The organism is uncultured Kriegella sp., assembly GCF_963975415.1.
Classification (GTDB): domain Bacteria; phylum Bacteroidota; class Bacteroidia; order Flavobacteriales; family Flavobacteriaceae; genus Kriegella.
In genome coordinates, this window is the sequence record NZ_CAXBGN010000004.1 from 594,844 (window position 1) to 617,065 (window position 22,222).

The 22,222-nt window shown below is 40.2% G+C and carries 11 protein-coding genes; 6 read left to right on the forward strand and 5 right to left on the reverse strand.

The annotated features are described in order from the left end of the window. Window positions 1-7: 7 nt before the first annotated feature. The 4 genes from AACZ88_RS12185 to AACZ88_RS12200 form a co-directional block, all read right to left on the reverse strand. Window positions 8-3,319 carry a TonB-dependent receptor gene (locus AACZ88_RS12185; RefSeq protein ID WP_339710537.1) on the reverse strand — a complete coding sequence of 1,104 codons (3,312 nt, stop codon included), beginning with the start codon at window positions 3,317-3,319 and terminating at the stop codon, window positions 8-10. Window positions 3,320-3,481: 162 nt separating this feature from the next. After that, the gene (locus tag AACZ88_RS12190) at window positions 3,482-4,525 is read right to left on the reverse strand and encodes a FecR domain-containing protein (RefSeq protein ID WP_339710540.1); all 1,044 of its coding nucleotides are present in this window, start codon (window positions 4,523-4,525) and stop codon (window positions 3,482-3,484) included. Between the two features lie 381 nt (window positions 4,526-4,906). Then, a complete protein-coding gene (locus AACZ88_RS12195) occupies window positions 4,907-5,512 on the reverse strand; it encodes an RNA polymerase sigma-70 factor (RefSeq protein WP_339710543.1) in 606 nt (201 codons plus the stop codon). A 154-nt stretch (window positions 5,513-5,666) separates the two neighbouring features. Then, window positions 5,667-7,262, reverse strand: a complete 1,596-nt coding sequence (locus AACZ88_RS12200) for an arylsulfatase (protein ID WP_339710545.1) — start codon at window positions 7,260-7,262, stop codon at window positions 5,667-5,669. A 500-nt stretch (window positions 7,263-7,762) separates the two neighbouring features. On the opposite strand from AACZ88_RS12200, the gene AACZ88_RS12205 reads away from it, so the two are divergent. The 6 genes from AACZ88_RS12205 to AACZ88_RS12230 all read left to right on the forward strand — a co-directional run bounded on the left by AACZ88_RS12205 (window position 7,763) and on the right by AACZ88_RS12230 (window position 20,465). Then, on the forward strand, window positions 7,763-9,319 hold the full coding sequence (locus AACZ88_RS12205) for a sulfatase (protein ID WP_339710548.1): 1,557 nt from the start codon (window positions 7,763-7,765) through the stop codon (window positions 9,317-9,319). A 97-nt stretch (window positions 9,320-9,416) separates the two neighbouring features. Next, window positions 9,417-10,868, forward strand: a complete 1,452-nt coding sequence (locus AACZ88_RS12210; protein ID WP_339710550.1) for a sulfatase — start codon at window positions 9,417-9,419, stop codon at window positions 10,866-10,868. Window positions 10,869-10,898: 30 nt separating this feature from the next. Continuing rightward, window positions 10,899-13,463 (forward strand): GDSL-type esterase/lipase family protein, encoded by a 2,565-nt coding sequence (locus AACZ88_RS12215; RefSeq protein WP_339710552.1) that lies wholly within the window; start codon window positions 10,899-10,901, stop codon window positions 13,461-13,463. Window positions 13,464-13,487: 24 nt separating this feature from the next. Further along, window positions 13,488-16,097, forward strand: coding sequence for a sialate O-acetylesterase (locus AACZ88_RS12220; protein WP_339710555.1), 2,610 nt, complete (start codon window positions 13,488-13,490; stop codon window positions 16,095-16,097). 81 nt (window positions 16,098-16,178) lie between these two features. Beyond that, complete coding sequence (locus AACZ88_RS12225; protein WP_339710558.1) at window positions 16,179-18,653, forward strand: family 78 glycoside hydrolase catalytic domain; 2,475 nt, start codon at window positions 16,179-16,181, stop codon at window positions 18,651-18,653. A 45-nt stretch (window positions 18,654-18,698) separates the two neighbouring features. Beyond that, on the forward strand, window positions 18,699-20,465 hold the full coding sequence (locus AACZ88_RS12230) for an arylsulfatase (protein WP_339710560.1): 1,767 nt from the start codon (window positions 18,699-18,701) through the stop codon (window positions 20,463-20,465). A gap of 101 nt (window positions 20,466-20,566) precedes the next feature. Here AACZ88_RS12230 and AACZ88_RS12235 read toward each other — a convergent pair whose 3' ends face one another. Then, window positions 20,567-22,111, reverse strand: a complete 1,545-nt coding sequence (locus AACZ88_RS12235) for a glycoside hydrolase family 30 protein (protein ID WP_339710562.1) — start codon at window positions 22,109-22,111, stop codon at window positions 20,567-20,569. Window positions 22,112-22,222 lie beyond the last annotated feature (111 nt).

Here is a 22,222-nt window from a genome sequence, read left to right on the forward strand (position 1 = left end):
CTTCTTTTTAAAATTCAACATTTAGACCTAATGTATAATTAGACAATACTGGAGATACTCCCCAAGCATACGTTCCTCCCGCTTCAGGATCCCATCCTCTCCACTTGGTAAAGGTGTGCAAGTTTTTACCGCTTATAAATAGTTTAAGGTTTCCAAATCCTATTTTCTCCAATATATGCCTATCAAAAGTGTAGGAAAGAGAAACATCTTGAATACGTACAAAATTGCGTTGTAAATAACGGTTAGGCTCATAGGCCGCTGGCCCTTCAAGTGTTCTAAATCTAGCGTCTGTATTTTCAGGTGTCCAATAATCCCATCCACCTGATGGTACATTTTGGTCTATATAACGGGCTGATTGCGTATTTGCAGCTCCAAAAATCAGGGCATCGGTACCGTAGTAGTAATCACCACCTCCTTGAATTGTATTTACAAATGTATAAAGGCTCCAATTTTTATAAGTAAAAGTATTGGCAAACCCCATACGGTAGCTTGGATCGTTGTAACCCAAAATCTTACGATCATCATTGGCGGAAAAATCACCACTACCATCTAAATCGGCAATTTTGTAACTTCCTACAAAGAAACCGTCCGGAATAAGACCCGCGTCTTCATCAGCTTGCTGCCAAATACCGGTAATTTCATAGTCATAGACCACATCTGTTGGTTCGCCAATGAACAATCCATCAGACACCAAATCATCTTCTATTCCATCACCATCATTATCCGCTCCCAATACGGAAACAATTTCGTTTCTGTTTCTAGAAAAATTAACCGTAGACTCCCATGTAAAGTTTTCATTGTTTACAATTTGACCCGTAAGGGAAAACTCAAGACCATGGTTGGCCACTTCCCCTATATTGGTATTGATACTGGTAATCCCCACAGCATACGGTAAATCTATGGCGTATAATATATCTTTTGTAGAATTATCGTAATACTCTACATTACCACGTAACCTAGAATTAAAGAACGAAAAGTCTAAACCAAGATTAATTCCGGTAGTAGTTTCCCAACCCAAGTCATAGTTGGCCAATGATGATATTTCTTGACCGATCGTTGCCGTACCGTCATCACCATAGATATAACTTGGTTCTGAATTTACAATAGCTTGTGTATCATACCTACCAACACCTCTTTTACCCGTAGTTCCATATGTTGCCCTTATTTTCAAAAAGCTTAACCAATCCGAACTGTTTTCCATAAAGCCTTCTTCGGATATGACCCATCCTGCAGAAACTGATGGAAATACGCCAATTTTTTCATTCTCTCCAAAACCGGAAAATCCATCACGTCTAACAGTACCTGTCAATAAGTACTTATTATCAAAAGTATACTGTAAACGTCCCATGGTATACAAACTGGTCTCTTTTTCTTTCCCAGTATCTACTCCATATAGCGTAGGATCACCAGCCTCTAGTGAATTATAACCTAAAAGATCGTTTGTAAAGTTTTGTGCATTTACATTAGTAAAAGATTGATTTACCTCTTCAACCCCATACACGAAAGTAGCATTCACATTATGCCTGTCAGCGAACGTTTTATTATACGTAAGTATATTATCTAAAGACCAAACATAGTTTATAGTAGAGTTTTTGTATCCATAACCTGTAAAGTTAACCGCCGTTGGATCAAAGTTATAATGCTCTGTTGTACGATAATTCTGAGAAAAATTCACCCGATAGTTTAATCCACTTATAGGCAACTTTACGTCAGCATGTATATTTGCAAATAAGTTTAAACGCTTGTCATCATCTTCCTCTTGAAGATCATAAAGCATGTTTGTCCACGTGTTTTGAAGAATTGGTCTGATTGAACCATCTTCTTCATATAAAGGGGCCCAAGGCAATACCAATGACGCCGTTGCAATACGGGGAGCTGTACCCGAGTAATCGCTGGTAGTAACAAATGCTTCTGTTCCGACGTTTAACCAATCCGTGATTTTTGCATCAAGGTTCATTCTATAGTTCACCCTTTTGTAATCGTCATTGATATAAAAACCTTTTTGATCTGTAAAACCTCCAGAAAAGAAATATCCAAAATTTTCGGATTTTCCACGTACACTAAGATTATGGGTATTTATAGACCCTGTGCCTGTAAAAATGTCCCAAAGATTGTTATTGAAGTTACTGTCGTACCCATCTTTCAATTCTTGCGTTCCTAAAAGAGCACGCACATCTTGATCAGGATAAGCATCTGCCAAAAACTCTTTAAGTTCGTCAGATTTCATGGGCTCTAAAGCGGTATTGGTAGGCGTCTGCACACTGTAACTTGAAGTATAGTTGATAACAGGTTTTCCTGTTTTTCCTTTTTTAGTAGTAATCAAAATTACACCGTTAGAGGCTTGGGAACCGTAAATGGCCGCAGAACTGGCATCTTTGAGAATATCCATGCTTTCTACATCTGCAGAATTTAGATCCACCAAACTACCTCTATAAATAATACCATCGACAACAATTAACGGTGAGTTGTCGGCAGAAGCACTAGATAAAGAGTTCTGCCCCCTTACCGTAATTGAAGGGCTACCTCCAGATGCGGTAGTAGCACCAACGTTCAGACCCGCTACCGTACCTTGTAGTGCCTGTGCAACGGATACATTTGAAATTTCTTCCAATTTACCGACATCAAAACTAGCTACTGCACCGGTCAAATCTCTTTTCTTGGCAGTTCCGTATCCCACAACAACAATCTCATCAAGCCCCATGGCATCCGCCTCCATAACTATATTTATCATTGTCTGCCCTGCAACAGATACTTCTTGGGTTTTCATGCCCAGGTAGGAAAAAACCAATGTGGCGTCTGTTGTGACATCAATAGTATATTTTCCATCAAAGTCTGTCACAACCCCTTTCGAAGTACCTTTTTCTGCTACCGTAACTCCCGGCAAGGGCACGTCAAACTCATCAACGACTGTTCCATAAACACTAGCCTGAACGGGATCGGCAGAATTTTGAACATCATTTGGGGCAATGATAATCTGCTTGCCTATTACCGAAAAACTCACAGTGTTGTCAAAGATTATTTCTAAAACATCTTTGATTTTACTTTTTTCTACGTGAACACTTATTTTTCGCTCTACATCGACCAAATTATCGTTGTACAGAAAGAAAAACTCACTATTTTTTTCGATTTCAGACAGCACCTCTTTAATTGAAGAGTTGTTCATTTCTAACGAAATCTTTGTGTTTTGGGCGTACGATGTCGAGGGTACGACCCCGAAAGCCGACAGACAGACAAGCAGAATTATCAGTTTCACAATTAAGAACATTTTGGGAGGGAGTAACTTTTCAGAAATCCTCAACCCCATTAAATAATTTTTCATAAATTGGGTTTGGTATTAGTTAATACTATTTTAATCCTGAATTATCGGTTCAGGCAGCTACAGAACGGGGGAATGCGCCAACATTTCCCTGTTTTTTTTAGTTCGTTTCAATACATATGAGCATATTTATTTGATTCGATATTTTCAGCCAATGGCTTCACATTAGTTTATCGCTAATTTCACTTTTCTCGGACTGTACGTATTGTCTTCTTTCAATTTTGCCGGCTCAATTTCATAGTGCATGGGCGATGACATACTCAACAATTCTAAAACTTGTTCTAAGGATTCGTTCTGAATCGTTGCCGTAAAACGATAATTTTCCAGGGCTTTGTCGATTTCAATGCTGATATTGAACCATTTTTCCAAACGCTGTGTGACCACATCGATTGGATCTCCATAAAAAACCATGTATCCTTCCCTCCAACCCGTGTATTTGGCCATTTTCACATTAGGTATCCGATGCAACGCCAAATTCTTTTTACTGAACTCGACCACTTCATTCGGAGCAAGTACGGCCAGTTCCTCACGACCACCCTGACTCTCCTTTTCCAAACTCACTTTTCCTTCGACCAAGGCTACGATCGTAGCATCGTCTTCACCGTAAGCCGATACATTAAAAGCCGTACCATAGACTTTTACATCTATATCAGAAGTTTTTACGATAAATGGTTTTTCCGCATTTTTCGACACCTCGAAATAACCCTCTCCGATAAGTTCAACCTTTCTTTCATTTAAATTATCGAAGGAAATGGGAAAACGGAGTATACTCCCTGAATTAAGCCAGACACCAGAACCGTCGGCGAGAAGCAATTTAGTACGGGTACCATGCATTGCCTTGACCTCTTGTAAAACAGTTTGTGTTTCTGTCTCTGAAAAACCCATGGCATTCGAGAAATAATCGAAGCCAAAAGCAAGGGAAAACAAAAGCAATACGGCCGCGGCAGCCCTTGGAACCCAAAAGTTAATTCCTTTTTTAGTTTTGAATTCCTTGATCTTTCCTTTGGTGTCGATCAAAGCCTTTTCTACATCGATCTCGTCATGTGTTGCCAGAATCTTGGCCTGCTCCCACAATCGTTTATATTCGGCATATTTTCTTTTGTTCTGAATAGATTCAGAAACCCAGAGGTCCAATGAATCCTGTTCCGCATCACTTAGAACATCAGCAAAAGACTTGGTTATAATATTTATAATTTTCTTGTTTTCCACAGTACAGAATTGACATTTACCAGTTAAGAGACGAATTTGGAATCAACACACCCTACGTTTTCTTTAGAAATTCGTTAAAACACATTGTTATATTACTGATTTCAAACAATTTACAACCCCTTTTTTTTTTAATAATTCTAGGATTAAAAAGGGCAACCCTATCGATAAAATATTAAAGCTTAAAATTTGATCCTGCCCCACATTTCGACAACTTTATTGGTAAATGCGGTGGTGTAGCAACGAATTGTTTAAAGAAACAGTGATGAAGAGTTGATTTGCCAGGAGAAAGTCAAAATGAATGGTACTTCACTTTGCGATTGGGAAATTTGATACTCATAAAATACAGAGATTGACTTACGCGAGTGTAGCATACCGTAAGTTTCAGCCGAACAAACTGGCATAATACAGCGTCCACGATAAACAAAGCATACTAAATACCGGCAAATAGGGCTTAAGGTCTTTACGAAGTATTCTTAAAGCACGGGCAATGAGGGCCTCTACAGCTTTGTTCGAAATATTCATTTTTTGAGCTATTTCTTTATAAGTCAGATTGTCAAATCGACTGTACTCAAAGGCCAATCTGCTTCTTTTTGGCAATTGATCGATAACACGTCTCAAATTTTCCTCAAAAATACTCGAAGCCAAAAAATCTTCAAATTCGACCTCTACCTGTTCATATTTGATATTATCGTGAAGTATTCTTAGTGATTCCGCCTTTCGAATGTAATCGATACATCGATTTCGAACCATGAACGACAAATAAGCTGAGAGATTATTTATATTGGTCGCTGTTGACCGATTAGCCCATAATTTAACAAAGCAATCTTGAACCAAGCTTTGTGCCTTATCAACATCTTGAACATAACCATTGGCTTTGACACAAAGCCCTTTGTAATATTTACGGAAAATATAGTCAAAAGCTTCCTCGTGTCCCTTTTGTAGTTCGAGAATTACAATCTCATCTGACTTATACTCCTTCTTTCCCATCCTAAAACCGCCTTTCAATATTAGCTCAAACCGCTATGCATTTTATTTTAACATCACTTGAAAAATAGTAACTTGCTGTCAATCGCCATCTCCTTGAGCAACACTCAATTTAAGACAAAACACTTTTTAACACCGTTGCCATCACACCTGAATTTCACCTATTAATAGATGTCAGAATATTAGTCCTTGTATTAAACCAACCATTTTTCAGGTTACCATTACATTCTTTTAATAATATTTGTTTTAACTCTTCAGCTTTCTCTTGATTGCTTGAAACTAGGTTATTTTCCTCCCTATAATCATTCGGCAAATAGTATAATTGAAAAATATCATCTTTAGCAAAATACCTTAATTTCCAGCCATCGCGAGTGGTAATCCCAGGGCCGACGAATGAGGAGTAAACGACATATTCTTGCCCTTGGTAGTCTTCCTGCCCCATCAATTGTGGCAAATAAGACACCCCGTCTTTATTTTCAGGCAATTTAAATCCGACCAAATCGGCCATTGTAGCTATGAAATCATAGTTGGCCGCAAGTGCATTGGAGGTTGTTCCAGGTTTAATTTTCCCAGGCCATCGCGCTATTAAGGGCACACGTACACCGCCTTCCCAGTTGCTTCTCTTGATTCCTGCCATACCATCATTGCCATCAAAAACATCACCGGCCAATTCGCTATAGTATTTGGTATCGACATCATCAAAGAACTCCCCTGTCTTCATATTTCTAACAGGTTTAAGAATTCTACCCTCTTGGGAATAATAAATCTCATGACCGTTATCGGAGGTAAATATGACCATTGTATTATCATCAATACCTAAATCTTTTAATTCCTTCATAATTATCCCGACATGATCATCCAACATTTTTACCATAGAAGCATACTCCTTTTCGATTTGGGTAAGCCTATCGTCATTTTTGAACTCATCGTAAACCTCCGGAATAGACACAGGGCCATGCGGCAACTGTGTAGGATGATACAAGAAGAATGGGGAATCTTTATTCTTTCGTATAAAGTCAATTATCTTTTCTATAAAAATATTCTGGGAATAAACCGCCTTACCCTCCATGTTCCACCTTTCCTCAAAGGCCTTCTCCGTTTCCTTTTCGATACTTTTACCACAATTTGTCAAGGTATTGCCTTCTATATTCACAAGATTCCCGTTCTCAAAAAGAAAAGGTGGATAAAAGCCGTGACACCTCACATGATCTAAATACCCATAGTAGTAGTCCCAACCATGACGTTCCATTTGCTTATTGGTAGCTGAGAATCCCCATTCAAGTTTGCCAACCTCCCCCGTGACATACCCAGCCTCTTTAAAAACCTCAGGCAAAAAAACCTCACTTTCTGGAATTTCATCCAACTGTGCATTCAGCTTTGCCTCTATTTGTTGCTGATTTAAACTTCCCCGTGAGATATTCATATAAGCCCCGCCCGCGGTAATTTGCCACTTATCACCATGTGCATCATGGTAGCCGGTAATCAAACTGGCCCTGGCAGGTGCGCAGAACATTGAGCCGTAGGCATTTTCAAAGCGAACACCATCATTCGCCAGCTTATCGATATTAGGCGTATTAATAATTTTTTGCCCCTCTTCAGAAAGCAGCCCCCTTCCTAAGTCGTCGGCATAAATAAGAATAACATTCGGAGTTTCCTTTTCGTTTTTTTCTTTCTTTTCGACATCCGAACAACCTACAATCATGGCGATTGAACAAATTAGTACAAGTGTATTCCTGAAGCTTTTACCTTCCATATTTCAATTTAAAATTTTAAGTAACGTAACGATTTTTTATCCACCTTACTTGATGATTGTCAAAGGAACATGGCAAACATTACCAAAAAATCATTTTAAAAGTGTTTTTATCACACATTAATATTATCATCAAAACAACAGTCTTCAACCGCTTATTAACATTTTATAAATATATAAAAATAAGTATGAAATTATAAACTTCAAATTTATGTTAATAAAATATATTTCATTAAATATCTTATTATCAGTATTTTACATTAAAAAATTAAAAGAAAAACATGTTATATAGGCATATAGTTTAAAACGAAATTTGTCATATACATCAAATAAACTTACTTTTAAACTTTACTTTAATAAGTAAATTACCTCATTTTTACTGGGATCAAGAACAATCAAGTCTTGTGATAGTTAAAAATGGAAAATAAGCCAGCTACCAAATGTAGAGACAGATCTCGTGAAAAACCATGAATGAAAAATCACCTAAAACCATAATTATAGTTATGAAAAGATTGAAAAATTCCCCATTCTTTTTAGCGCTTCTTCTTTGTGTCAATTTCTTGTCGTGCAAGAACGAAGAAAAAACCGGGGAAAATAGCGTCCTGCCCAATATCTTGTTCATACCGGTAGATGACCTTCGCCCTGAATTAGGGGTCTATGGTAATCCTTATATTAAAACTCCGAATATCGACCGCTTAGCCGAACAAGGTGTTGCATTCACCAGAGCCTATTGTCAACAGGCGGTTTGCAACCCTTCAAGAGCCAGCTTACTTACAGGGTTGCGCCCCGACTCGATTCAAGTCTGGGATTTGGCTACGCGACTACGCGACAAGGTACCCAATGTCGTCACCTTACCACAATATTTTAAACAAAATGGATATATAACGATAGGCCTAGGCAAAACTTTCCATAACGATATACAAGATTCCGTTTCTTGGACGGAGCGAACACACCTTGAAGGTTTTCCGTTTGATCCTGATGCGGTATATGCATCCAAATTAAATCTTGATATACAAGAGGCTAAAAAACAAAAACTGATCGCCCAAGGAAAAATAAGGCTTGACCCCTTAGGGCAATGGTACCTTAAAGCAAACTCGACAGAGAATGCGGATGTTCCCGATGACGCCTATTATGACGGTGCTCAAACTACATATGCCCTAGATAAATTGGAAGAGTTGGCCGTTCAAGGAAAACCTTTTTTTCTTTCCGTTGGGTATTACAAACCACACCTACCGTTCAACGCCCCGAAAAAATATTGGGACTTGTACGATAGAGATTCCGTACCCATTGCAGAAAATCAATACATTCCGAAAGGCAGTCCTTCGTTTACCGTACACGGTGATCAAGAACCCCGATATTATGACGACAATCATGAATTGCCAAAACCAACAGAAGCACCTTGGAGCGAAGACCGCCAACGCCAAATGAAGCACGCCTATTATGCGAGCGTTTCTTATATTGATGCCCAAATAGGACGGTTATATAACCAACTTGAAAAACTAAAACTATTAGACAATACCATTATTGTACTTTGGGGAGACCATGGCTGGAAATTAGGCGAACACAACGGTTGGGGCAAAATGTCAAATTATGAAATTGATGCTCGTGTACCAATGATCGTAAGTGGTGCGAAGGTCAAGGCCAAGGGACAAAAGAGCAACGCCCTCACTGAACTTGTAGATATTTACCCAAGTCTTTGTGAAATGAGCGGACTGCCCATACCCGAATATTTGCACGGAAAAAATTTTGTGCCCTTACTTACAAATCCTGGGAAAGAATGGAAAACAGCCGCCTATAGCCAATTCCTCTTAGGAAGGTTCGGACCTTTAGAAACACGGGAAGAAGAACGTATGGGCTATTCGGTAAAAACGGACCGCTATCGCTACACGAAATGGTACAAATGGAATAAAGAAGAAGAACAAAAGGGTGAATTTATCACTAGTGAACTCTACGACCATGCCAACGACCCCCAAGAAAACTTTAACGTTGCTCAAAAGCCAACCAACTTAGACGTGGTAAATCAGCTTACGCAAGAACTCGATAAAAATTTTCAACCATAAAAACCAAGCTATTCCTAAAGATTCTTTGTTTTAAAACATAGGGTATCTTACGAACAATTCGTCTATTAGCTGATACGAACTTTACCAAACCATTGATATGCGTTGCACCAATCTCTTTTACGGAAATCTATTGTTGTTGCTCACTGCTCTCAACACCGCAGTTCACGCCCAGACAAAAGAAAATCCTAATGTCGTCTTTATACTTGTTGATGATTTAGGTTGGATGGATATCTCGGCCAACGGAAGCACCTTCTACGAAACGCCGAATATTGATCAATTGGCAAAAGAAGGCATTCGCTTCACACAGGCCTATGCCGCATCACCTATTTGTTCGCCCACTAGGGCCTCTATCCTGACCGGAAAGAATCCGGCGCGTATCGATCTTACGCAATGGATCGGGGGTCCAGGTAATCCCAATTATTTAAGAAACCTTCCGCTAGAGGAAGTACTGTTCCCCGAACTGTTGCAAGATGCCGGCTACAAAACCGCTTTTATGGGTAAATGGCACCTCAACAATGTGGCAGGTGAAGAAACATTCTGGCCCGACAAGCAAGGGTTTGACGTAAATGTGGCCGGACATTTCAGAGGGGGGTTGTACATCAAGAACAAGTATTTCTCGCCATGGAATATTCCGAATTTAGAGAACGGTCCCGAAGGGGAATACATGACAGATCGTTTGGCCGATGAAGCAGTCCAATTTATTGAGATCAATTCCAACAACCCATTTCTTCTCTATTTTTCGCTCTATTCCGTACATGCACCATTTGACGCCCCGGCAGACAGGGTCGCTAAATATGAAAAGAAAAAGAAGGCATTGAACTTGACCGATGAAGAACGATTTGCAGAAGAAACCAATACTGAAAAACCCTTCACTTACCGAGTAAAACAAGACCACCCGACCTATGCGGCCATGGTAGAATCAATGGACATGGCCGTTGGAAAAATACTGGGCAAACTCAAAGAAAAAGGTGTTGCCGACAATACGGTGGTTATCTTTTTCTCCGACAACGGAGGTTTATCTACCTCGGAAGGCATACCGACCGCAAACACCCCGCTACGAGCTGGCAAAGGTTGGTTGTATGAAGGTGGCATAAGAGAGCCTGCCATTATTAAATGGCCGGGTACCGTAACACCGGGTATTGTATCTGACGCTGTCATTACAAGTATGGACTTTTACCCTACTATTCTCGAAATGACGGGACAACCGATACGACCAGATTTGCATGTCGATGGTAAAAGCTTGGTGCCTCTCCTCAAAGGAAAAGCCAATAAAATGCATGAGGCTACCTATTATCATTATCCGCATCGGTCTAACCAAAAAGGGAGCCCCAGTAGCGCTATTAGGGATGGAGATTACAAATTGATCGTATTTCTTAAGGACAACCGATTTGAATTGTACAATTTAAAAAACGACATTGGTGAAACGCATAACTTGGCCACTGAACTGCCAGAGCTTACAAACCATTTGTACAAAAAACTTTATGAATGGTGGAACGAGGTAGATGCCAAGTTCCCAAAAGAATTCATTAAAAAAGCACCTCAAAGCTAAACCTGCCTCTAAAGAAATTCAATTTTTATTATGCCTATAAAATTAACTCGATTTTTACTTCTCTTATTTATATTGACTGTTGCCCATGGCAATGGTCAAAAAGAAAAAACAGTAAAAGTGGCCTGCATTGGCAACAGTATCACCTTTGGCTACGGAATAAAAGACCGTATCAAAAACGCATATCCCGAACAATTAAAACGGATGCTGGGTGAAGGCTATGAAGTCAAAAATTTTGGGGTTAGCGGGCGTACATTGCTTTCAAAGGGCAATGCCCCCTATATTGAATCAGGTGCCTATAGCCAAGCATTAGCCTACGAGCCAGATATTGTCATCATTAAACTGGGCACCAATGACAGCAAAGATTTCAATTGGGTTTATAAAAATGATTTCAAGACCGATTATCTAAATCTCCTTAAAACTTTTCAAGATTTAAAATCTAAACCGACCATTTATCTGTGCCTTGCAGCACCCGTCTATAAAAAGGGAAAGAAAATTAGTGCAGAAGTCGTAGCAAACGGGGTCAATCCGAAAATAAGGGAAATCGCCAAAGAACAGCAGATTGCATTAATAGATCTTTATACCCCCTTACTTGATAAAGGAGCGTTTTTTCCCGATGCGATACATCCCAACGGAAAAGGTGCCGGTGAAATGGCCAAGATCGTTTATCAAAATATTACGGGTAAATCAGGCGCTTTGGTTGACCAAAATTTTCCTGGAAAAAAGTCGGGCTGGAAAGGGTTTACCAAATATTCTTTTGAATTTGACGGAAAGAAGGCATTTGTTGTTGAACCCACCAAGGCCCTAAATAGCAAACCTTGGGTATGGCGAGCCCGTTTCCCCGGGTGGCATACCGAAATGGACAGCATCTTACTTTCCGAAGGGTTTCATATTGCTTACCTGAACACAAACTCACAATTCGGGAGCCCTAGGGCCGTAAAATCTTGGGACAGGTTTTACAAATACCTAACTAAATCTCATGACTTTAGTGATAAAGTAGCATTAGAAGGCGTTAGCCGCGGTGGGCTATTCATTTACAATTGGGCAAAAAAATACCCTGAACGGGTCAGTTGCATTTATGCCGAAGCACCAGTCTGCGACTTTACAAGTTGGCCCGGTGGTTTTGGTACAGGCATCGGTTCTACCAAAGATTGGAAAATTCTAAAAAAGGAGTACGGATTCAACACAGATTCAGAAGCGAAAAAATATATTGGCAACCCTATTGATGGTTTGGAAAAATTAGCGGCGGCCAAAGTGCCGGTACTGCATATGATAAGCTTGACAGATTCAGTAGTTCCCCCAAAAGAAAACACGCTTCCGTTAATCAACAAATACATAGAGCTGGGAGGAATTGCCACTGTTGTTACCTGCACCGAAGGAAAGCAAACATTACACGGGCACCACTTTCCTATAGAAACCCCAAGGCTAGGAGCAGATTTCATAAAATACAATACCAAAATTGAGATGGGGCCATTGTCCTCAAAACCCTATCATAAACTGAGGAGCGGACTTCAAAACAGTATCATAAAATTTGAACATGAGAAAAAAGGAAGAGTCGCCTTTTTAGGAGGCTCTATAACACACAATGGCGGTTGGCGAGATAGTATCAGCAACTATATTCGGCAGCGATTTCCTGATACGGAATTTGAATTTATAGAAGCCGGTATTCCCTCAATGGGTTCTACCCCTGGGGCCTTTCGTATGGAACGCGACCTGTTCAAAGATGGACCAATTGACCTTTTGTTCGAAGAAGCGGCCGTCAATGATGCTACGAACGGCAGAACTGATGAAGAACAAATACGAGCTATGGAAGGTATTGTAAGACATGCCCGTTATGAAAACCCTGCTACTGATATTGTTATTATGCATTTTGTAGACCCCGGTAAAATGAAAACCTATCGAAAAGCCGAAATACCTGTGGTCATTCAAAATCACGAAAAAGTTGCCGCACATTATGAGGTACCGACCATCAATTTAGCGAAAGAAGTAACCGATAGAATAGATGCAGGAGAATTTTCATGGAAAGACGATTTTAAAAATTTACATCCTTCTCCATTCGGTCAGGGAATTTACGCCAACTCTATGATAGCGTTTTTAGAGGAAGCTTGGGTTAAACCTATAGCGGAAGATGACAAAATAAAAAGTTACGCCCTACCGGAACCCATTGATGTATTGAATTACGACAACGGTGCACTGATACCCATTTCGGCCGTAAGGTTTAATGGGGATTGGCAAATAAATCAAAACTGGACGCCGACAGACGGTAAGGGAACCAGAGAGAATTATACCAACGTACCCATGCTTATAGGCGAGGGCGACGGAAAAGTAAGCTTTAATTTCGTTGGAAATACAGTTGGCATCGCAGTTGCAGCCGGACCAGATGCTGGAATAATCGAATATAGAATCGATAAAGGCAATTGGCAAAAACTCGAACTTCTTACCAGTTGGAGCCGAAGCCTACATCTGCCTTGGTTCTTTACTTTAGGTACAGGCTTAGAACACAAGAAGCACACATTGCAAATAAAAATTGCGAAAAAAGAAGATGCAAAAAGGGCAGGAAACACCTGTAGAATACGCTATTTCTACGTTAACAAATAATTTACCAACAATCTCATATCCCTTATGAATAAGCCAATTACAGATATCACGAATAGCTTTTTCAGACTAGTTTTGTTCACACTGTTCTTGTCGGCTACAACGGTCTATGCCCAAAAACCGGTTAAGGTATTTATTCTAGCGGGCCAATCAAATATGCAAGGGCATGGTGAAATTGAAAAAGGGGAAAAAGGCAATCTAAAATGGGTCGTCAAAAATGACAAAAATGGTGATTTTCAACATTTGGTCAATTCCAATGGAGATTGGAGTGAAAGAGAAGATGTATCTATTTATACCTGGGATAAATTCGATTCTATAAAAACGGGGAAATTGAGTGCGGGATATGGGGCATTTGATACCACCATTGGGCCCGAACTAGAGTTCGGCCATGTTATGGGCGAAAATTTTGAAAACAAGGTACTTCTTATAAAAACGGCCTGGGGTGGTAAAAGTCTGGCAGTTGATTTCTGCCCGCCAAGTGCAGCAAGTGAAAAAGGCTATGACCACGCCCCCGCCCAAGCTAAAGATACTGGTTATTACTATGTTCAAATGATGTCTACCATATACAAAGTATTAGACCATTTAGATCAATATGTTCCAGACTACAAAGGTGAAGGCTACGAACTTTCTGGTTTTGGTTGGCATCAAGGTTGGAACGACCGCGCCAATAAAAAAGCAAATGCAGCGTATGAGTCAAACCTAAAGCATCTGATAAAAGATGTCAGACGTGACCTTGGCAGCCCCGAACTTCCTTTTGTCATTGCCACTACCGGCATGAAGGGCTGGGAAGACAAAAATCCCTTAGCACTATCTTTAATGAACGCACAATTGGCTATGGCCGATTATCCAGAATTCAAGAACAACGTATCCGTTGTCGATACTAGGGATTTTTGGCGTGACATTGAGGACTCCCCTTCCAAACAGACCTACCATTGGTGTAGAAATGCAGAATCGTACCTGCTTGTCGGCCAATCGATGGCAAAAGCCATGCTGGGTTTACTTGAAAACAATAAAAACTTCAAGCCAGAATTAAAGAATGTAAAAAACTATGATAATGAGTACCTGACCCCCACCCCACCCATGGGCTGGAACAGCTGGAATGCTTTTGAAAAGGATATTGATGAAAAGAAAATAATGAACATGGCCGATATTATGGTCAGTTCGGGCATGAGAGATGCGGGCTACGAATATTTGGTTATCGACGATGCGTGGATGGCACCGGAAAGAAATGAGGATGGTCAGTTGGTCGCCGATCCGGTCAAATTTCCTGGGGGCATGAAGGCCATAGGCGATTATATTCATAGCAAAGGACTTAAATATGGAATTTACGAATGTAGGGGCGATCTTACTTGCCAAAAACTGCCCGGTAGTTTCGAACACGAACAGACCGATATGGATTCTTTCGCTTCCTGGGGAGTAGATTACATCAAACTAGACGCTTGTTTTGCGATAAAAAACGGACGTCTATCCAGTGAAGATTTAGATGTTTATCATAAGGCTATAGAAAACACGGGCAGACCAATGGTGTTGAGTATTTCAGATTTCGGTAGCGGTGCCTGGGCTTGGGGCGGTAAAAACTATGGCGAGCTTTGGCGTACATCGGGCGATATTTATCCTACCATAAGATCGGTCTATAACTGTGCAAATACCTCCGGAGGTGACGGATCTATCCATCCCGCTTTCAAAGGGTTATGGCAATTTGCCGGTCCCGATAGTTGGAACGACCCCGATATGCTCCAAGTCGGTAATTTAAAAACTACTTTAGAAGACAAGGCGCACTTCAGCCTTTGGAGTATTTTAGCAGCGCCGATAATGGCAGGAAATGACCTCAGTACCATGACCGAAGAAACCAAAAACATATTATTGGCGTCTGAAGTAATCGCCATCAATCAAGATGCTAGGGCACATCAGGGGTATAAAGTATTTGACAGAGACAGTGTTGAAATTTATAATAAACCATTAGCCGATGGCACAACAGCTGTCTTATTACTGAACAAAGGAGAAAAAAGAACCAATATCAGGGTACAGTTTAATGCTATAGGACTTCAAGGGAAACAAAAAATTCGGGATTTATGGCGTAAAAAAGACTTGGGCGAATTCGATAATTCATTTACTGCTACAAATCTTGGCAAGCATGAGCATGTACTCGTAAAAATCGGAACTAAAGGAGCAACTCCTATCAAAGGTCCGGCTGCGGTATCGGAAGACAAATACACCGTCACCCAATTGGGAACCACCTACCTCAGCGACCTTTTCTATATGTTAAAAAAAGGAAATGCCCCGGCGACCGATACCAACTTCCATGGAAAACCAATAAAAATCAAGGGAAAGAAGTATAAAAAAGGCCTGGGGGTTAAAAGTAATTCCTCGACCATGTACCGACTCAATTCAAAAGCAGACCGATTCAAGGCTATCGTTGCTTTGGACAAAACCGCTCCGAAAGATTCTACTGGGCAATTTAAAATAATGGTAGAAGAAAGATTCGGGGGGCGGGTTCTTTTTGATAGCGGCAAAATTAAAAAGGGAGAAAAGGCAGAATTAGATATTGATGTAAAAAACCTGGATTTTATCCTATTGGAATTTACGGGAAAAAAAGTATTTGGAAACTGGGCCGAAGCCCGTGTTATATCTGAATAGGAGGAAACAAATTCCTTTTATAGTAAAAGTGCGGTATATTATTTTAATCCCGACCAAACAAAATAAAAAAGCATAGCCAAAATGACAAAGATTAAATCAATCCCGAGTTTATTTTTGAACCTTGCCCGACTTGTGGCCTATAGTATCATTTTCTGTGGTTTTTATTCGTGTAAAGAAAAAACAGAAACTATAGAAGACAAAACCTTGGCACTATCCGCTTCCGATATATTTGAAGAAGCGAAATGGATAACCTATGACCGTGAGCTTCCTGAAAAAGATTCTTTATTTTATTTGGAACATCCGGCTCCTATTTTTAGAAAAGAATTCAAACCCAAAGGCGAAATTGCCAAAGCAAAGCTATACATCACTTCTGCCGGATATTACAAGGGAACGATCAATGGCGAAGCCATAGGAAAAAATGTTTTAGATCCCGCTTGGACGGATTATAGCAAAAGAACCTACTTCACTGAATACGATATTACTTCTCAACTTAAAAATGGCGACAATTGCCTAGGGGTCAGTTTAGGAAACGGCTTTTACAATCCGCTTCCCCTTAGAAAATGGGGCAGGCGAAACCTACGTACAGACCTTACCGTTGGCAAACCTGCCTTTATTGCCAACCTAATTGTGGAGTATAAAAACGGCAAAATCGATACGATAAGCACAGACGAAACTTGGAGATATGGCTATGGTCCCATACTCAAGAACAGTGTTTATTTGGGTACCGTTTATGATGCAAATCAGGAAATAGATAATTGGAACCAATCAGGCTTTATTGATTCTTCATGGGCAAGCGCAATCGTGGGGAATGGTCCCGGTGGGAAATTGCAACAGGCATTTTTTCCTCCTGTACAAATAACTAAAACCATAGCACCTATTGCCATCACCGAGCCGAAAAAGGGAGTTTATATCGTTGATATGGGCGTTAATTTTACAGGCACCTATAAAATCAAACTAAGTGGTCAAGTAGGCGATACCATTCATTTTAGGTTTGGCGAGCGTATTTATGACGATGGATCATTGAATCCTATGACTACGGTAATAGGCCAAATAAAGAAAAAAGGTGTTGGCGGCCCCGGAGCACCGGAAATCGCATGGCAAACAGATAGCTATATTGTGGGCGATGAACCGTTTTCATGGTTTGAACCAGAATTCACCTACCACGTTTACAGGTATATGGAAATCAAAGGTTTGAACAAAGCTCCGAATCTTTCAGATATACAAGGTTTAGTGATGCACTCGAATGTCGCCGATGCCGGTAATTTCAATAGTTCTTCCGAGTTGTTGAACAGCATCCAAGAAATTACCGAACGATCATTTTTAACCAATTTGGTCAGCGTACAATCAGATTGTGCCGCCAGAGAAAAATTCGGATACGGTGGCGATCTAAATGCGACAAGCGAAGCTTATATCAATAATTATGATATGCAGGATTTCTATCGGAAAACAATTTACGATTGGATCGACGCCATGAAAGATTCCACCTTCGTTGACACGGCTCCCTTTGCAGGCGTTCAATATTGTGGTATTAGTTGGGAGTCTGCCTACCTAACCACGCAGTATTATCTGTACTTGTATTATAATGATACAGCCATTGTCAAGGAACTTTATGCCGAAAACAAAAAGTGGATGGACAAGGTGGCAAGAATCCACCCTGAAGGTCTAGTCGATAACGGACTTAGCGACCATGAATCTTTAGAACCGGTACCCGTACAATTGACAGGTACGGCCCACTATATGCAATGTGCCGAAATAATGGAGACTTTCGCTAAAGTAATGGGCGATGAAGAAAATGAAGCCAGCTATGGCCAGCTTGCAGAACATTTAAAAAAACTGATCAAAAACGAATTTTGGGACAAAACTGTAACCAAAAAAATAAACCGTCAAACACTATTTTCTACCCTGTTATACCATAACATTATTCCTGAAGGTGAACTTGAAGCCGCCAAAGATTCATTACAAAAAGCCATTAACAATGGCCCTTCGGGACATTTCAACACAGGCATTTTTGGTACCAAATATGTACTAGAGGCAGCTTCGAAGAATATTTCCCCGCAGATGGTTTTTGATATAGTCAACAGTAAAGCGTACCCCGGTTGGGGCTTTATGATAGACAATGGTGCAACAACAGTTTGGGAGACCTGGAAAGAAAGTGATGGTGTTTTCTCTAACAACCACCCTATGTTCGGTTCCATTACCGAATGGTTTTATAGATGGTTGGGCGGCATTCGCCCCGACCCCCAGTATCCCGGCTTTCAGAAATTCATTCTTGCACCCTCGACGCCAGAAGGACTTGAATTTACAAATACTGCATATAATTCTCCTTTCGGCACCATAATTTCCAACTGGAAAAGAGAGTCATCAGGCAACTACCGCTACGAAATGACCATCCCACAAAACAGCAGCGCCCAAGTAAGTCTAAAAATAGATGCATCAAAAAAAATAAGTATCTCTAAAAATGGCAAAAAGCTTAATGGGAATACTGTCAAAAATCTAGAAACAGGAGAATTTGAACTCCCAGAAGGTTCATATAGTATTCTCGTTTCCGCGTCCTAGCAGTGACACGGGAATTCAACTCCAACAAAACCGAATAGACCAAAAATGTATCATTATAGACTTTTTTTTTCGCTCATAATCGTTATGCTGTCTTCTTTGGTTGTGAAATCACAGGAAAGAAAAAGAGATAAACCCAACGTTATTATCATCATGACCGATGACCAAGGTTTTGGAGATTTAGGGTTCTATGGAAACCCTCATGTCATAACACCCACCATAGACGATTTGGCAAGAGAAAGCGTGCGGTTCGATCAGTTTATCGTTTCTCCGGTATGCGCCCCGACAAGGGCGGCATTGATGACAGGCCGGTATCCTTTAAGAACGGGAGTTCGGGACACCTATAGAGGTGGAGCGATTATGTCGACCCATGAAATTACGATTGCTGAAATATTGAAAAACGTCGGCTATCGAACAGGCATGGTAGGTAAATGGCATTTAGGAGACAATTACCCGTCACGACCACAAGACCAAGGTTTTGATTTTACAGTTCGCCATTTATCCGGTGGCATCGGACAACCCGGAGACTGGCCCAATACAAGAAAAAGGGACAGTAGTTACTTTAACCCCATACTTTGGAAAAACGGGAAGATGTTTCAAAGTGAAGGATACTGTACTGATGTCTTTACTGATGCTGCCATTGATTTTATCGACCAAAATAAAGAAGCACCCTTTTTTTTGTATTTGGCTTACAATGCGCCACATGCCCCACTTCAGGTACCTCAAAAATACTATGACAAATATAAAGACATAGACCCTTCATCAGGCTTTGAAAATGACCAAAGACCTTTTCCTCAAATGAACGACAAGATGAAAGAGCAAGCAAGAAAGGTATATGCAATGGTTTCAAATATTGACGATAACCTTAAAAGACTTTTCGAAAATCTTGAAAATTCGGGACTCAAAGACAATACACTTGTTATTTTCTTAACCGATAATGGCCATCAACACGATCGTTATGCGGCAGGCATGAGAGGAAGAAAATCATATGTGTACGAAGGTGGTGTCAGGGTACCTAGTTTCTGGAGACTTCCATCTGAATTTAAAGGTAACCGTGACATTAAAATACCCGCAGCCCATTATGATATTCTCCCTACCCTAGCCGAGTTATGTAATGCCCAACTTCCAGATGACAGAAAACTAGACGGACAAAGCCTGTTACCCATATTGACTGATAAAGAACATAATTTGAACAATCGGTCGATAGTTCGCAGTTGGGTTAGAGGCGGCCCTAAGAAGTACGAAAATATTAGTATACGTAAAGGCGACTATAAGCTTGTAGGCAATAATGAAGCGACTGATGATATTACCAAATTCGAACTATATGACTTAAAGCACGATTATTTCGAACAAAATAATATTGTAAACGACGCTATTGAAAAAGCCAAAGGACTAAAAAAGGAAATGGATGATTGGTTGGATGAAATGCTTAATGAACCTAATTTCATCAATTCGCATGCCGCTATCATCGCTACCGAACACGAGTCACCTACCTTATTAAATCTTAACGATGCGATTTTTAATAAAGATGAAATACTAGATCAAGATATAGCATCTTGGGATATTGCTGTTGCAAACAAAAGATTATTTGATATCACCATTCATTTGGGAAGAAAAATAATGGGAAAGACCGAATTAAAACTCCAAATCGGTGATATGGAAATTGTTCAAGATTATGCAACAATCCCTGAGGGTACACTAAAAGTCGACAATGTTCCATTGGAAAAAGGAGAGGCAAAACTCACCCCATTCATTACAGGCCCAAAAGGAGGTTATATTAAACCATTTTATGTACAAATGGTCCCAAAGGATTGATAGATGTTCACCTATTTCTAGCGCCCAACATCAAAGTGTTGCCTTTTTTCGACGCTTATAAGTACATATTGCTTAACTTGGGAACACCATGCCAACCTTTGTCAAAGCTGGGGTTTTAGAACAACCGTTGTCACCGATTTATCAAACACCTGTATTTTACCGTTGCCCAATTCACCCGCACCCATTTTATGCAAATTGAAGGATTCATTGGTTACATAACTTTTAATCGGCGTTTTTGAGGGCAGCGACATATGCAACTTAATGTCGCACATCTCGTCTTTTTGATTCACGATAACGACCACAATACTGCCGTCCCTATTTTTGAACGCGGATAGCAAAATCCCATCCTTTAAATTATCCACATCATTAGCACCTTTGTATGTTACCAAAATACGTTTCGCCCCTGGCCTAATAAATCTGGAATAATTACCCAATGCCCAAAGCAATTTGGAATCGGAAACGGTGCCATCGTCGACCTTTTTATCATGGTAGATCAACCCATCTTTAAAATCATACGGACTCATTGCCAACCACCAGTGCCAGGCACTGGCATTTGCAATAGTCAAATCAGCATGAATTACACGTGCCACATAAAGCGCGGTACGCATGCCCAAATCCTTACCTTTTCCTCGAATCTCATCATTGTTCTCTAAAATGCAATATTCACTCATCCAATATTCCAAATTAGGGTATTTAAGTAGTTTTTCGGCGATTCGTTCTCTTTTCCTTTTTAGCTTTTGAACATCCCAGGTCGTAAAATAGCTATGCCCAGCGACCTTTGGAGCCAAAGACTTTAAACTCCCTAAATAATAAGGATTATCTGGACTAAAAAATGTCTCAATTTGGTCACTTCTATTTTCGTGTTTGTCTTTTTTGCCGGTTAAATAGTCAATTTGCCCAGCTTCAGTAATTTCTATTTTGGAATGGATGTTTTGCTGAACAAATACCGAATCTATAACCCTAGTCGCATTGGCCAACTCATCATTGTTCCAAGGTGAACCTTCCTGTCCGCCTTTCCATTCCCACTGCGGCTCGTTAAACGGACTTATATAATCAAAATCAATTGCTAGGCTGTCTTTAAAATGGTCGAGTACCTTAGATAGAAAATCGGCATAAGCACCATAATTGCCAGATGATAAATTTGCCCCTTGCCCATCATCGGAATGGGCCTTTTCATTTTTAGTCAATTGTATAGGCGGACTATTGACAAAGGCCACAAATTGATCCACCCCTCTTTTTTTTGCTTCTTTTAAAAACCACTGTTGCCCCAATTGTTTGTTCCAATTATAGCGCCCATCATTCTGTAGAAAACCTTCCGTTCTTCTCCAGCGGTCTTTAATTCCGCTTTCTTCACCTTGAGCGGCACTACCTGCTCCAATATTAAACCGCCAAGCAGATAAGCCTATTCCTTTTGGTGAACCCTCCTTATTAGACTCCATACTAAATAACCAGTCCGCCGTTTTACTTTTTATTGAGTCAGACCATGTACCCACGAACTGTGCGGCCCAAGCATCGGAGGCGCCAAAATTATGAATTGTCTGAAGCTCGACATTAGTATCGACATTAACTTCGAGAAGGGTATTTGATTGTGCCGACACGAAATGGAAGGCGCTACTTATCAGGGTTAGGATAATAAACTTTCTCATTATTTCTTGGGCTGAGCGTTGCATGGGTTTGTTATAAAATAATGCAATTATCTTATTATTTTAAAATAATATTGATACATCCAATACGAAAAAGGGTTTCCCATAATCGGA